Source organism: Proteus vulgaris, from assembly GCF_033708015.1.
In the GTDB taxonomy this organism is placed as follows: domain Bacteria; phylum Pseudomonadota; class Gammaproteobacteria; order Enterobacterales; family Enterobacteriaceae; genus Proteus.
Genome location: NZ_CP137920.1, coordinates 1,934,599 through 1,950,483, shown reverse-complemented (window position 1 = coordinate 1,950,483; position 15,885 = coordinate 1,934,599). Strand labels below are relative to the sequence as shown.

12 protein-coding genes are annotated in these 15,885 nt (G+C 34.1%); 9 read left to right on the top strand and 3 right to left on the bottom strand.

Annotated elements, in window-relative coordinates; all coding sequences use genetic code 11:
- Position 1 precedes the first annotated feature (1 nt).
- From mdtN to SB028_RS09310, 3 genes are read left to right on the top strand one after another with little or no spacing between them, the layout of a single operon-like run.
- Positions 2 to 1,042 carry a multidrug transporter subunit MdtN gene (gene mdtN, locus SB028_RS09320; protein ID WP_069369164.1) on the top strand — a complete coding sequence of 347 codons (1,041 nt, stop codon included), beginning with the start codon at positions 2 to 4 and terminating at the stop codon, positions 1,040 to 1,042.
- Positions 1,032 to 2,885 carry an FUSC family protein gene (locus SB028_RS09315; RefSeq protein WP_069369165.1) on the top strand — a complete coding sequence of 618 codons (1,854 nt, stop codon included), beginning with the start codon at positions 1,032 to 1,034 and terminating at the stop codon, positions 2,883 to 2,885. The genes mdtN and SB028_RS09315 overlap by 11 nt, the downstream gene beginning before the upstream one ends.
- Positions 2,885 to 4,354, top strand: a complete 1,470-nt coding sequence (locus SB028_RS09310; protein WP_069369166.1) for a TolC family protein — start codon at positions 2,885 to 2,887, stop codon at positions 4,352 to 4,354. The genes SB028_RS09315 and SB028_RS09310 overlap by 1 nt, the downstream gene beginning before the upstream one ends.
- Positions 4,355 to 4,427: 73 nt before the next feature.
- Here SB028_RS09310 and SB028_RS09305 read toward each other — a convergent pair whose 3' ends face one another.
- Positions 4,428 to 5,516 carry a linear amide C-N hydrolase gene (locus SB028_RS09305; protein ID WP_069369167.1) on the bottom strand — a complete coding sequence of 363 codons (1,089 nt, stop codon included), beginning with the start codon at positions 5,514 to 5,516 and terminating at the stop codon, positions 4,428 to 4,430.
- Positions 5,517 to 5,618: 102 nt separating this feature from the next.
- Here SB028_RS09305 and SB028_RS09300 point away from each other — a divergent pair, with 102 nt between their 5' ends.
- Complete coding sequence (locus SB028_RS09300; protein WP_069369168.1) at positions 5,619 to 6,032, top strand: DUF6122 family protein; 414 nt, start codon at positions 5,619 to 5,621, stop codon at positions 6,030 to 6,032.
- A gap of 90 nt (positions 6,033 to 6,122) precedes the next feature.
- Here the strand turns inward: SB028_RS09300 and SB028_RS09295 are convergent, their stop codons facing one another.
- Entirely contained in the window at positions 6,123 to 6,599 is a 477-nt protein-coding gene (locus SB028_RS09295) for a hypothetical protein (protein WP_069369169.1), read from the bottom strand.
- A 200-nt stretch (positions 6,600 to 6,799) separates the two neighbouring features.
- Here SB028_RS09295 and yegD point away from each other — a divergent pair, with 200 nt between their 5' ends.
- From yegD to SB028_RS09270, 5 genes are all read left to right on the top strand, one after another.
- Entirely contained in the window at positions 6,800 to 8,152 is a 1,353-nt protein-coding gene (gene yegD, locus SB028_RS09290) for a molecular chaperone (protein ID WP_069369170.1), read from the top strand.
- A gap of 126 nt (positions 8,153 to 8,278) precedes the next feature.
- A complete protein-coding gene (locus SB028_RS09285; RefSeq protein WP_069369171.1) occupies positions 8,279 to 9,304 on the top strand; it encodes a threonine aldolase family protein in 1,026 nt (341 codons plus the stop codon).
- Positions 9,305 to 9,478: 174 nt separating this feature from the next.
- Positions 9,479 to 9,742, top strand: coding sequence for a DUF3811 domain-containing protein (locus SB028_RS09280; RefSeq protein ID WP_069369172.1), 264 nt, complete (start codon positions 9,479 to 9,481; stop codon positions 9,740 to 9,742).
- 471 nt (positions 9,743 to 10,213) lie between these two features.
- Positions 10,214 to 12,622 (top strand): ATP-binding cassette domain-containing protein, encoded by a 2,409-nt coding sequence (locus SB028_RS09275; protein ID WP_069369173.1) that lies wholly within the window; start codon positions 10,214 to 10,216, stop codon positions 12,620 to 12,622.
- Entirely contained in the window at positions 12,622 to 14,325 is a 1,704-nt protein-coding gene (locus tag SB028_RS09270; protein ID WP_069369174.1) for a LeoA/HP0731 family dynamin-like GTPase, read from the top strand. The genes SB028_RS09275 and SB028_RS09270 overlap by 1 nt, the downstream gene beginning before the upstream one ends.
- Positions 14,326 to 14,420: 95 nt before the next feature.
- Here the strand turns inward: SB028_RS09270 and xylB are convergent, their stop codons facing one another.
- Positions 14,421 to 15,875, bottom strand: a complete 1,455-nt coding sequence (gene xylB, locus SB028_RS09265; RefSeq protein ID WP_069369175.1) for a xylulokinase — start codon at positions 15,873 to 15,875, stop codon at positions 14,421 to 14,423.
- Positions 15,876 to 15,885 lie beyond the last annotated feature (10 nt).

Here is a 15,885-nt window from a genome sequence, read left to right as displayed (position 1 = left end):
TATGGATAAAAAAATCAAAAAAAAGTTAGCGATTATAATCACTGTGATTGTTTTTACGATCACACTTATCTTATTGTGGAAAAATATTCAGTTATCAGCACTAAATCCACTCAGTGAAGATGCAATCATTGATGCTAACAAAATTAACATATCTGCAACTGTACCTGGACGAATTAACGCTATATATGTCAAAGAAAATAGTAAAGTCAATAAAGGGGATTTACTGTTTACAATTGATCCCACCATGTATGCATTAAGAGTTCAGCAAGCGAAAGAGCAACTCATGATTGCTGAAGCAACATTAAGTAATAAACAACGTATTATTATTGCAGAAACCTCAAATTCAGAAGTGGCTGAAGAACAAATAAAACGAGCCGAAGTCAATTTATTATTAGCAACGCAGTCACTCAATAGATTAGAGCCGTTATTAGCAAAAGGATTTGTCACTGCACAACAAGTTGATGATGCAAGAACATTAAAACATGATGCGGAAGTCACATTAAAACAAGCACAGAAACAAAACGTTGCCTCAGAAGCTTTAATTAATAATACCGATTCAGAAGTGGCATTAGTGAAATCCTTAAAAACCTCACTGGCAATGGCTGAATGGGAATTAAGTAATACAGAGGTAAAAGCCCCCAGTAATGGCTATGTTGCAGGATTAGTGTTGTCACCTGGTGAATTTATTATTTCTGGGCAATCTGTTTTTACTTTAATTGACACCGATACTTGGTATGCTTCAGCTTATTTTAAAGAAACAGATTTAAATAATATAAAAATAGGTAACTGTGTGGTTATCTACTCAATGATTGATAATAAACATCCTATTAAAGGTAAAGTCGAAGGAATTAGTCGAGGGATCATGTCAACTGACCTTATTAATATTCCTAGAGACTTGCCTTATGTACCTAAATCACTGAATTGGGTTAGAGTTCAACAACGCTTTCCTGTAAAAGTCACTATCACCAATCCACCAGAAAATCTTATGCGGGTTGGGGCGACAGCCACTGTCAATATAATAGCTAACGACGATGATTGTTAAACCTTCTCTCATACTGAAGCAAGTTAAAAAAGACTTGTTGCCTTTTGATTTTCGTTTAGCGACGACGTGGCGCATCGCACTGCTTTGCGCTTTAATGGCCGCCATTGCGATGATCTATGAAATTCCCGAATCTGCCATAAGTTGCTATCTAATTATTTATTTAATCAAAGCCGATGCAGTCCAAAATATATTATTATCTATCGGCGTTATTATCTTATGTTCTATTGTTGTGTGTGTTATTTTTTTACTTTTCAATCTCACAATACAAAATATTATTTTACGCTTCTTTTTTATGGCTTTATTTTCAGCCGTTTTTATGTATTTAGCATCAGCCAGTAGCCTTGGTGATATTGGTAATTTAGTTGCTTTAGTTATCGCTTTTTTGATGACGTTAATTGATGATATCCCCGTAGGGGATGTTGCAACAAGAGCACTCCTTTATGCGTTACTGATGGCGGTATCGCCAATGCTATTAGTGATTTTATTTAATTTTTTTGTTGGTATTAGTCCTCGAAAACTGCTGTTGAACAGAATCGCTACACGCTTCTCTACCGCGAGTGATTTCTTTTTAGGAAGAAAAGAAAGCCAACTTGAAATCAGTGAGTTACTGAGTACACAGACAGAATGTAAACGTTATTTAATGTTTATTAAAATATTTTATTTACGAGGAAGAGAAGATATTCACTGGTTAGAAAATATCATTGATAATTCTTACCAGATATTAATTATGTCATTAACTTTTGATAAAAACACGCCAACTTCTCTACGTTTTCTTCTTTCTAAAAGATGTTTAGATCTTGTCGATTGCTTCAAACATCAGCAAATAGACAAAATAAAAAACAAGCAACAAACGCAAAATACAATAAGTAAAATTCACTTATTAAATACGTTTGATAAGATTTTATTTAATAAAAGAGAAACTAAACCTGTACAGAAAAAAACACCTTTTTTTGTCAGTGATGCGTTTACAAACCCTAATCATAAGTACTTTGCAATTAAAACTACGATAGCGGCAATTCTATGTTATATATTTTATGATTATTTTAAATGGCAGGGTATTCATACTGCTATGATCACTTGTTATGTTGTGGCATTAACATCAGTCGGTGAAACTGTCCATAAATTAACTTTGCGTATCACAGGTTGTCTAATTGGAGCACTTATTGGCATGATTTCACTGCTCTATATTATTCCTAATTTGTCCGATATTTTTGAGCTAATGGTGCTGATATTTTTCTGTCTATTACCTGCAGCTTGGGTTGCTGTTGGTAATGAACGCATCTCTTATGCTGGTGTACAAGTTGGGTTAGCGTTTTTATTAACAACATTACACGGATTTAAACCTAGCTTTGATATGGATGTAGTGTCTGATCGTATTTTAGGGATTTTGTTAGGTAATATTGTGATGTATATTATTTTTACAAAAGTATGGCCAACCAGTATTATTAATACAATATACAAACAAATTAGCTCTATTTTAGATAATTATACTGAATTAAGATATTCAACAAATAAACATGATATGTTAGATTTAGTTTCATCTGTAAATGAGTCTATTACACAATCAAAAGACGATATAGACTTACTCATTTTCGAAAAAGAAGATAGGGAAAGAAATAAGGATATAATGTTTTTTTTCAAAATGTCATTAAATAAAATTTCTTACATTAGCTATCATAATTATGCTCATAAATTTATTTATGAAGATAAACTCTCTTATTCAAATACTCATGAAGAATCAAAAGATGAATTTAAAAAATCGATTCTTAATAATGAATTAAAAATATTGCCAACAAATGAAAGAGAGCATGTGTTTAAACATTTAATAAGAGAAAAATCATAATGATAAACTTAGTCATTAATAATAAGAAAAATATTCTATCTTCTCTGTTAAGCCTATTACTTGTTGGTTGTATTGACACGAGCAGCTCATTTAAACAGTACTCTCAACATCCTATCAATTATGATAATACAAAATATATTTCTTCATCAACGGAGCAATTTTTATCATCAACTCAAGAAAAAACAATTAAATCCAGTTATGCATTAGCTGACCTTATAGACTTAGGACAACAAAACAATCCAGATACCCGCATCGCGTGGGAGTTAGCAAAAAAATCAGCCACGGATATTGGTATGGTAGAAAGCACCTATTTGCCAATAATCGCCGCGACTGCACTTGCAGGGTATCAACATGGAAAAATCGATTTACCTAAAAATCCTATTGTTGATGATATAAAAACATCGAGTAGTGCATTTATTCCCGCACTCACATTTAGATGGCTTATTTTTGATTTTGGTAAACGAGGGGCATTAGTTGATGCGGCTAAGCATGCTTCTTTAGCAACAAACCTTAATTTTAATCTGATGCACCAGAAAATTATTCATGATGTCTCCGTTGCATATTTTAGTTATGGTGCAGCACAAAAAAAAGTGAGTATCACGCAAAATGCCCTTCAGAGAAGCAAAGATATTTTATATGCCGTTGAACAAAAAAGGGCGAAGGGATTAGCAACGGTATTAGATGTCGCATTAGCTAAACAACAAGTTGCACAAGTTGAATTACAAAGCGTGTTAGCCAACGGTCATGAAAAAGATCAATATCAAATTTTACTGTCTGCTATTGGAGCGTCACCTTTTGAGAAAATAACCGTTAATTATGCCGATGATAATTTACTTCCTGATGATATTTCACCATTAACTCATGATGTGATTAAAAAAGCACTTGCACAACGTCCTGATGTTTTAGCGCAATATGAATTACAACAAGCTGCCATCAAGGCCGCTGACTCAGTCGGATCAGATTATTTTCCTAAAGTTTATCTTGCTGGCGCCCTTGCAGGAGGAACAGGTAGCTTTGATGTGCAAGGACTTCCTGATATTAGCCAAAGAACCTCATCTTCTAATATCCTAATTGGAGTCAGTATTCCATTATATGAAGGCGGAATGCGTCAATCCCGAATGGCTAATGCACAGTCAGAGATTCGGTTAGCACAAGAGAATTTACGTAAAAGCCAAGATATGGCAATAAAAGAGATTTCAATAAGTGAAAATACACTTAAGTCAGCACTTGAGGCGAATAAAGCATCTGAAAATTTAGTAGAGACAACTCAATTAACCTATACCGCCAGTGTTGAGTTTTATCATAATGGGCTGGGAACCGTCACCGAAATTAATACCGCTGAGATTGCATTATTAAATGCACAAATGTCTCAGATTGATGCTTATACAGGCGCGCAAATTGCAGCTGTTGATTTAGCATTTGCATTAGGCGACATCGATAAAGCATTACCTAATTCAGTATCACACTAAAATATTTATTTCTTTATTATTGTATTAGAGGTTGTGTTAATCATTTGCCAACCTCTAATACAGCAATAAAAAATTATTTATTCAAGTTAATCTGCTCAAAAACAGGTTTATTCATATCCTTAAATTGTGAAAGAGAATATTCGGTATAGTTTATATTGTTATAGCCTCTTATTTTCATCACACCATTCGTTAAATCAGATAACGTTGTCCAAACAGTATATTCTGTTTGTAATTGGCTACTTGTGCTTTGACTTTCTCCCATCACATCAGCCGTGATATTTTTCGTTCTATCAAAACGATTCATAATGTGTGCTAGGGTATTCATCGCTTCTGATGTCGATCCCGCTTTAGGTGCATAGGTTGAAAAATAAGCGGCACGAACAAAACGACCGACAGATGTATCGGATGAAGGCAATTGAGATATTGCAATACCACTATCAGGCTGTACGACATTGATATTTGCTAGTTTTCCTGAAGATTTATCAATATTCGTTAATTGACTGTAATTGTTAAGGTTAGTTAAGTGCCAAGGAAAATCTGGGCCATTCGTCATTACACGCGTTGGGTTTTGATAAACGTGTAATTTGCCATTTGAGGCTTCAATAACAATACTGCCTCCTTTTTTATCATAAAAAGCATAATGAAAAGGTGATTTTAGGTTGCCAAAATTTTTTAATACCGGAGCCCAAAAATAACCTGATTCAACGGCTTTTTGTACTTCTTCGACTGTGGCGAAATTAGCTAGAGCCCATTCACCTAGCGAAGTGACGGGAATCGCTTTATCATAATCCTTTTTATCAAGTGGTGATAATTCAGCGTCTGTTATCATATTTGCACTAAATGATAAACCCGCACTATTTAAACCTTGTAATAAGTTGTGATCATCACCATCAAAAAAAATATCTGTTGTGACAGCTAATATGTCATATTTATTGCTATAACTGAGGCTATTTTCACCATTAGGGGCTTTCTTTGTGAATTGTGTATTTTTAGGATAATAAGTAACCCATGAAGGTAAATCAGCACTTAGTTCAAGTGTTCGACCTTGGTAAACATTATTATTTTTATCAAGTATAGCTAAACTAGAGCAGGCTTCACTCGCCATAGAAACAGCGAGTAATGAGGATAACAGACCAATCAATATTTTATTGCGTTTCATTATAAGTTCCTTAATTAAACAACTCCTTTAAATTTAGTTCAAATAAAAAAGACAACAACTATTTGGTAATTAAATGACAAATATTTTTAAAGAATCGGAGAGCTTGTGATATTTGAAATCAGCAGAACAATTTTACACTACAGTTTACATTTCTTAGCGCCTATTTTGTTAGGTTATCTTTTTTGGGGTAAGAATTGGAAGATGGCTTCATTGCTTATGATAGGAACAATGGCGATTGATATTGACCATCTGTTAGCCACGCCTATTTTTGATCCTAACCGTTGTAGTGTGGGTTTTCACCCATTACATACTGTGTGGGCTGCATTAATTTACTTAGCTATATGGTTCTTGCCATCATGGAAATTAAAAGCCATTGCAGTAGGGTGTTTATTCCATTTATTTACTGACTCGGTTGACTGCTATTTAGGGGGATTAAAACCACATTTAACAATAACGATGAGTTGTGATAAAAATGACTTTATCTCTGATCTAAATAATAACCTGGTTGTTCAAAAATAGAGGAGTATTAAGATAACGCTATTTATTGATTTCTTAGAAGAACGATTCGGTGTAAATAGCGACTATCAACGCAAAATTAGAAGAAAATCATCACAATAAACGGTTTTCATCACCGAAAAAGTCATCTGCTAACCATTGCGTTACGGTTTTAGCATTAATTTGATTTGCTTGTCGCTTTTCAATCGCAAAATATTCAGGGAACGAAGCATCAGATTCATCATATGCTTTTTCGAGTTGTTCTAATTTAGCGAGTGCTTTTTCATAGTTATCAAAAATAGCGTCAATATCACGATAGATTTGACCAAAACCTTCACTGAATCGTGAAACAATGTAATAAAAATCGGAAAGAGGAATATCACAACTAAAACTGCTTAGTTTTATCTCTTCAATTTTTATCCATCGGTCATTTTTTGCGAGTACTTTAATTTGATTGTCTTCACTTTGATTATCTTTAATAAATACTGCTTTTGCTTTTTCAGCAGCGTCTTTATTGTCAAAAGCGCCTAAAATAAAATCAGGTCCTTCATAGCCTGATATATCTATAATACATAAGTAAATTGTATTCATATTTTTACTCTTTTCTGGGACAAGCCTTTTAGCGGGTTTTATGACTATTTTTACTATCATTTCTTGCATTATAAGCCACTAATGTGCTGTATGACTTCACTTATTTTTCCTCTTTTAAGCCACATAATCTGATGGTAATTGCAAAAAGCTTGATGTAGAGTGCTCAGTCTTTTTTTAATGAAGTCTTTTGGGGAGGCTGAATGTTTATTGGCTTTGACTATGGAACATCGAATTGTTCTGTTGCAATGATGAAAGAGGGAAAACCCACTCTTTTGCCTTTAGAAGGTAATGATGTGTATATTCCATCAACCCTTTGTGCGCCAACCCGTGAATCTGTTTCTGAACATCTATTTCGCCATTTAAATATTAAACCTTCCAGTGACATTGGCGAACAATTACTAAGAAAGTCGATTGCGTTTAATCGAGAAGAAGGTATTGAATTAGTTCCTGAAGATATTCTCTTTGGTCAATCAGCACTAAGTTTATATCTACGTGATCCTCGCGATGTTTATTACGTTAAATCACCAAAATCCTTTTTAGGTGCTTCTGGTCTACATGATATACAAATTAGCTTCTTTGAAGACTTGGTTTGCGCCATGATGGCAAATATTAAGCATCAAGCAGAAAAAAGCACGCAAGAAGCGATCACAGATACCGTTATTGGTAAACCTATTAACTTTAATGGGTTGGGCGGCGATGCTTCAAATAGACAAGCTGAAAATATTCTTATCCGTGCTGCTAAAAGAGCGGGCTTTAAGAATATTATGTTTGAATTTGAACCTGTTGCTGCTGGGCTTGAATATGAGTCGACGTTAACTAAAGATCAAACTGTATTAGTTGTTGATATTGGTGGTGGTACAACTGACTGTTCATTGATTCAAATGGGGCCAAGTTACCAAGGCAAAACCGACCGTTCAAAGACATTACTTGCCCATAGTGGACAACGTGTTGGTGGTAATGATCTTGATATTTACCTTGCTTTTAAACAGCTTATGCCATTATTTGGTATGACAGGACTAACATCTTCAGGTATAAAATTACCGCTGAAACAGTTCTGGGATCCTATTGCGATTAATAATGTTGAAGCACAAAAAGATTTTTACTCTCGTCAAAATCTAGCTGTATTAAATCAGCTAAGACGGGACGCAAAAGAGCCAGAAAAAATAACGCGCCTTATTGAAGTCTATAATGAAACTTTAGGTTACAGCATTGTTCGACGTGCTGAAGAAGCTAAAATCGCTTTATCGGATTCTCCTGAGTATATTGCTAAAATTGCATTATTAAGTGAGACCTTAGAATTAACTATCGAACGTGATCAGATGGTTGGATCTATTGAATCACCAAAAAGCAAAATGATTGAATTGGTTAATGATGCGGTTCAACAAGGAGGAATAAAACCCGATGCTGTCTTTATGACGGGAGGCTCCGCACGCTCACCTATTTTATGCCAAGCTATTGAACAACAACTGCCTAATATTCCAATTGTTAAAGGTAATGACTTTGGATCAGTTACTGCTGGTTTAGCGCGTTGGGGCGAGGTCTGCTTTAAATAATAAGTATTAAATAACTGACTTTTTCAATATATTAAAACGCTTTACATTCAATCTTTCTATTGATTAGATGTAGAGCGTTTTTCTTTATAAAACACGATAAAAACACAACATACGACAGGAGAACACATGTACCGCTTCCAAAATGATTATAATGAAATTGCACACCCCGCGGTCATGAAAGCAATCACTGATACCGTGGGGCAACGCTATGATGGATATGGCATGGATAAGCTTTGTCATCAAGCTGCTCAATCAATAAAACAGCGTATTCAACAACCTGATGCGGATATTCACTTTTTTAATGGTGGTACCATCACTAATTTAACCGCTATTTCTCATTTTTTACGCCCACATCAGGCGGTTATTTCTGTCAGTACTGGGCATATCGCGACACATGAAACTGGCGCAATTGAAGCAACAGGGCATAAAGTGATTACCACATTTTCCGATGATGGCAAATTAACACCAGAGCTATTAAAACCTATCCTTGCTGAGCATAATGATGAACATTGGGTTCAACCTAAGCTTGTTTATATAACCAATGCCACAGAAATTGGTACGGTTTATCGCAAAGCAGAATTACAAGCACTACGTAACTTCTGTAACGAGAATAAGTTGTGGTTATACCTTGATGGTGCACGTTTAGCCACTGGATTAATGTCTGCACAAAGCGATCTGACTATCGAAGATATCGCCAGCTTAACGGATGCTTTTTATATTGGAGGCACCAAAATCGGTGCAATGTCAGCTGAAACGCTAGTTATTTGTCATCCAGCATTAAAAACTGATTTTCGTTTTAGCTTAAAACAAAAGGGAGGATTGCAAGCGAAAGGCTGGTTATTAGGCGTACAATTTGGCGCTTTATTTAAAGATGATCTCTATTTTAAATTAGGCAAACACCTTAATGAAATGGCATCACAATTAACGACGTTCTTTACTGCACAAGGCTTTGAATTTTTAGCACCACCAGAATCTAACCAAGTTTTCGTTATTTTACCGAACTCAATTGCAGAAAAATTAACACAACAATTTGTTTTTCATCGTGTTTTACTTGAAGATCCTAATTTGAGTTGTTTACGTCTTTGTACTTCGTGGGCAACAACACAGCAAGACATTGATGGATTTAAAACCGCATTCCTTCAATTAATTTAAATTTTCTGTTTAAACTTATCTCTTATTTTTATGCATTACATTCTATTAAGTGTGTAATGCATTTTCTCGCTATGATCAGCATTTTAATGACTTTAAATCTAAATATAATGCTGGAGCGGTACATTAATAATGTTATATTACTATCTCCTCACTCAACATAGGTAGGGTAATAGAATGAAGAAACTGACACTCCAAGAAATGACAGACGCCCAACAAATGCGAGTAAGAACCCGAATAGCCCAAGAAAAAAAGAAGTTCGGACGTGAATTAACAAATGCTGAAATGAACAGAACCAAAGATTCCATTATTACCGAAATCTCCCTCGAAGTTGAAAAAGCCACAAAAAAAGCACAAGCCCTCAAGAAAAAACAAAAACTAGCCCCGAGTGATGAAACCTATAGTTGGTCAGCTAAAAACCATCGTAGCGGATATCGTTAATTTTTTAACTGGCCCTGATATATTTATTTATCAGGGCTAAGCAATTAATAACTCACCGACTGTACTTCAATCCACATTAGTTGTAGATGTTCCTATTAAATAAATAAGATCCACTATGATAGTTTTAGATAATACATTTTCTATTATGTATGGCATATCTATTTTGGCTACAACCCAAAATATGAACATTTACCCTAATATGACAATCTATTTTAAGTGTAAACTAATGTTAGTAATTTATACTTTGATATTTACGGAATGATTAAAAGCAAATAGGTTTGATTAAAATCAAATATTCAGCTTTTCCGTTAATCAATACATTTAAAATGAGTATTACTAGAGTGTTAATAACGTTACTTTTTACTAACAAAATAATAAAACAATTTATTATCATAATATTTATCTTAATGATAAAATATGATTATGATGATTTGAAAAATTAACTTATATCTATATTAGCTGGCTTAAATAATGACATTTAAACTTCATAATCCTAGTGATATATATAAAAAAATTAATAATGAATTAGCCATTATCATACATTCGATGACTGGCCTCTCATCAGATGAAAATTTAAATAACGCAGAAAATATTGCTCGCAGTAAATTAGAAAACTTTCAAGGTTTATTAAGTAATGAACTCGCCTCACTGCAAAAAAATGCAGAGTGGAATACATTTACGATTGCTTTTTATGGTGAAACAGGGGCGGGTAAATCTACATTAATTGAAACTTTGCGTATCCTATTACGAGAATCTGAAAAAGTTGAGAATCAAAAAAAATATCGACAGCAACAGACAAGCTATCAATTTTGTTTAAATGATATTGAAAAAAATCAACAATACATTGAGAAAATTAAGCAAGATTTAGAAGCATTTTCAATAGAAATTCATGATCTTAATCATCTTTATGCGCAAAAAAAACACGATATTCAGCAATTAATTGAAGAGGTGCATGCACAGCATACTCATCAACTGAATGAAATAAAACATCAATTAGAGCAAAAAGAGAATACAAACTCAGCCATATTACAGCAAATCAGTAATATTAATGTACAGATTGAAGAATATAAAAGTAACGCTTCGTTATGGCAAAAAATATTATTGCTTTTCAAAAAATTACCAGAAGAACTTATATTAGTTGATTTGGAAAGCGAGATTGTTCTAAATAGTATAGAGCGTAATCTATTACGTCAAAAACATGATGAGCAATCATTATTGATTAAAGAAAAACAGAAGCCTTTATATAGCAAATTAACAAACCTAGACGATAAATTATCACAAGAAAAAGCTCAAATTAAAAACAAGATAACATCTTTAGAAAATGAAAAATTAGCGCTAACGTTAAAACAGCAACAATTAAAAACGCTATCAGAACAACAATGCGCATTACTCATTCAATATGCTGACGGTAAAATTATTGGTGATGGTCAAGCTGACTTTACTCGAGAAACTAAGCGCTATCATTTAAAACTAAAAGAGAATGTGTTTTCATTGTTAGATGTTCCCGGTATTGAAGGAAAAGAAGGGCTTGTTTTAAAGCAGATAGAAGATGCCGTTCAGCAAGCTCATGCTGTATTTTATATCACTAATAAAGCAGCGCCACCACAAACTGGTGATGAAGGCCGTATAGGAACGTTAGAAAAAATTAAGTTACACTTAAATGCACAAACTGAAGTATGGTCTATTTTCAATAAGAAAATAACAAATCCCAAATTGTCATTAAAGAATCGTTCTTTATTATCCGAAGATGAATTAAGCAGCCTAGCAGGATTAGATGAAATCATGCGTGAACAACTGGGGCACCATTATAAAAAGGTTGTTTCTTTAACCGCATTACCTGCTTTTTTAGCGTCAACAGATTGCTTAGTTCCTGGTTCTCAAAATGCAAAACGCCGAAATAAATTCTTACAAGATTTTCTGGAATATGAATTATTAGAGCGTACAGGGATACTTGATTTTATTGACTTATTAGAACATGAGTTATTACCTGATAGTCAAAATAAAATTTATCGTGCCAATCTTAATAAAACAAAGGAAGCACTTAATAACACGATTCAAGGATTAGAAGAGATAGAACGAGATTATCAAAAAGTTGCTGATGAGATTTCTATTACCTGTGAAGATTCAAAAAAATTATTAGATTCAAGCTTTCTAGTAATGAAAACACAGCTAAACGGTAATATTGCTAATATTATACGTGAGTTATTACAAAAGGTACGAAGAAAAACCTATTCTCGTATTGAAGATGATATTAGTAATGACCGTTTTAAAGAAATCTTAAATCAATATATTGAAGAAGAGTTACAGGTGCTTTTAACCTCATTTTCTGAAGCAATAAAAGCTCGTATTGAACGTTTTCATAATGAAGCGGCGGAAATACTTCAACGTTATGAAGATCAGGCTAAAGATTTAATTGATATAACGAAGAGACTGCATAGTAATAACGTGAATAAAAATATTACTCTTGATATTAATATTGATAATGGAATAAATAAAGTTGGTTTATTAAGTTCATTAGTGGGATTAGCATTAGTTCCCGTTACGGGCGGTGCAAGCCTGTGGATAGCAGGAGCTTCAGCATTAACCATGCTTGTTTCTGTGGGTAAAGCACTTTTTGGATACTTTAGTAGTAGCTATAAAATGTCTCAGCAGAAAAAATCAACTGATGAAAATTTACGTAATATTGAAAAATATATTAATGATGAGTTGCACAAGAAATTAAATTCATTGTTGCCTGATATTGAAACTAACATTAATTTTATAAAAAATTCACTTGATGAGCCTATTATTAAAATAAGAAAAACAGCAACCTTATTGCAGAGTTCAAATCAAAATTTAAAAAATTTAGCCCAAAACATTCAAATAGAAGGTAATCTCTAATGAAGCATACAATTAAGAATTTCAATGAAAAACAAACTCAAATTTTGAGTTTATTAGAAAGGTTACTGTGTTTTTTACAACAAGGAATTCAAGCTGGTGTTCCTATTGAACCATCTTTAATTCAAAAATTAGAAAATAATATTGCCAATATTGCAGGTGAAAAATTAAAAGTTGCTTTAATTGGCGGATTTTCTGAAGGAAAAACTTCGATTGCAGCTGCGTGGATGGAGAAATTAGATAAATCCACGATGAAAATTAGCCACCAAGAATCATCTAATGAAGTCAAAGTTTATGAGATAGGAGAAGAATTTGTCTTGATTGATACTCCTGGGCTATTTGGTTTTAAAGAGCAGCAAAATGCACAAACATTTGAGATAGAAAAATATAAAGATCTCACTAAAAAGTATGTCAGTGATGCCCATTTAGTTCTTTATGTCATGAACTCAACTAATCCAATTAAAGACAGCCATAAAGAAGATATGTATTGGCTATTCCGTACACTTAATTTATTACCAAGAACCGTTTTTGTTTTAAGCCGCTTTGATGAAGTTTCTGATGTTGAAGATGAAGAAGATTACCAAGAAAATCTAAAAATAAAGCAACAAAACGTGATTAGTCGTTTACAAGATATGATCTCTCTTACATCGGAAGAAATCAGTACATTGTCGATTGTCGCTGTTGCCGCTAATCCTTTTGATGAAGGTATTAATTACTGGCTTGAGAATATTGAACAATTTAAAGCTCTTTCTCATATTAAGTGTTTACAAACAGCAACAGCGGAAAAAATTATTCAAAATGGAGGAAGTGATGCTTTAGATGCGGAAATGCGTACTACAGTTATCAGTGATATTCTTCATAAAAAACTCCCCGTAGCAATTGAAGCCAATAAAATTATTTCCCATGAGGTTATTCAACTTGAAAAAGCCTATAATAGATTAGAAAGTCAAATGCTAAATACTAAAAATCAGATTAGTGAAACACAAATTACGTTAGATAGATTTGTGGTTAGCTATTTCACGGATTTAATTATACAAGCAAAAGGTTGTAGTCTTGAAACTTTTGGTGAGTTTTTTGAGCGCGAAATTGGTGATGAAGGCATTGTGATTAATAGCCGATTACAAAATGAATTCCGTAGCCAGATGGGAGTAATTAATCTTGAAATAGAAAAAATGCAAATAACTTTTGATAATGAAATTAACCATTTTAATACGACGATAAAATCATTAGGAAAAATGGGCGTAAATAATATGCTCAAAGGTAATTTTATTAACAACAAAACAATCATTGCCACTCGTGATGGTATTGTCACCATAGCAAAAACATTAGGTCTTGATGTAGGTAAGTACTTAAAATTTAATCCTTATGGTGCGATAAAATTTGCTAAAGGGGCAAATGCTGCTTTAGCTTTTGTTGGTATCGCTATTGAGGTCTGGGATTCTTACGATAAATATAAAAAAGAAGAGCAGTTTAAAAAAGCTATTACAGATATGATTGAGGGATTTAACGTTCAAAGAAAAGATTTAACCGATTTAATTAAATCGCCTGAATTTGCAGAGAATTTTTTTGCTAATTACATTAATCTTAATAGTCAATTAAAAGAATTAGACAAAAACTTACAAGAAAGCAAAGAAAGAAGTCATATTTTCTCAAATTGGTTAGCAGAAGCCAAATTATTAGAAAGTGAGCTAATTACTTTATCTTAATAAGAATAAAACACTGCCTAAATAGAATAATAAAAAATAGCGCCAATCCTTTAAAGATGGCGCTATTTTTTTATCCTGATATTGACGCAATATAGTTATATTTCCATCGTATCAATCAATGAATATAACTTTTTAAAGGCATGATATTTTTTTTCGTATGTTTTATGTTTTTCTAAATTGGGTATATGGCGTTTTTCAAGCTTAGGTTGAGAAAGAATAACACGTGATAAATGAACGGGGCTTACTGCTAATTGTGCAAGCCTTGCTGCACCAAGTGCAGGCCCAACATTCCCCCCTTGACGATAATCGAGGGTTTTTCCTGTAATATCGGCGAGAAGTTGTCGCCAATAGTCACTTCTGGCACCACCGCCAATTAAGGTAATATTATCAGCGAATTGACCTGCGTTTTCCGCAACTTCAATTCCTTGTCGTAACGCAAAACTCACACCTTCAAGAACAGCTTGGCATAAGTCAGCTCGTTGATGCTCGTGGGTTAATCCCCAAAAGACACCTTTCGCATTCGGGTTGTTATAAGGTGTCCGTTCACCAGAAAGATAAGGCAAAAACAGGAGGGGACTATCGGCAAAAGTCGCGTGTTCAACCTCTTCAAACATCGTACTCACACTGTCAATTCCCGTTAATTGGCATACCCAATCAAGACATGAGGCAGCACTTAACATCACAGACATTAAATGCCATGTATTCGGTAATGCATGACAAAAACTGTGTACTGCATTATCACTATTTTGGAGGAATTTCTCACTAACAACAAAGTAAACCCCAGAAGTGCCTAAAGAGAGCATCGCTTGACCAGGTTGATAGACACCAACTCCTATTGCACCTGCCGCATTATCGCCACCACCAGCAATAATAGGGACTTGTTTCATTTGCCATTTTTTAGCGATATCAGCTAATAGATAGCCCGTTATTTGATTACCTTCAAACAATGTAGGCATTTGACGACGCGTTAAACCTGTCGCATTTAAAAGCACATCACTCCAATCTCGCTTTTGCATATCTAACCAAAGCGTACCGGCTGAATCTGACATATCACTAGCGAAATTGCCGCTCATCTTCCAACGTAAAAAATCTTTAGGTAATAAAACATGTGCAATACGTTGAAAGATTTCAGGCTCATGTTCAGCAACCCATTGTAATTTTGGCGCAGTAAAGCCCGGCATCACTAAGTTACCCGTGATTTTTCTAAACTGAGGATATTGTGTCTCAAGCATTTGGCACTGTTTAAAACTACGACCATCGTTCCATAAGATCGCAGGGCGTAGCACCGTTTGTTGGGCATCAAGTAAAACGGCACCATGCATCTGTCCGCTTAACCCAATCGCCTTGATCTGATCCATAGGATAATGATGTCCAAGCTGAAGGATCGCGTCTTCTGTTGCTTGCCACCATTGCAGGGGATCTTGTTCTGACCATTGAGGGTGAGGGCGTGATATTGCTAAAGAAACGGAATGACTGGCAACAACGTCACCTTGATCATTCATGATGATCGCTTTAACGCTTGAAGTACCTAAATCTATCCCTAAATACATGAAGTTACCT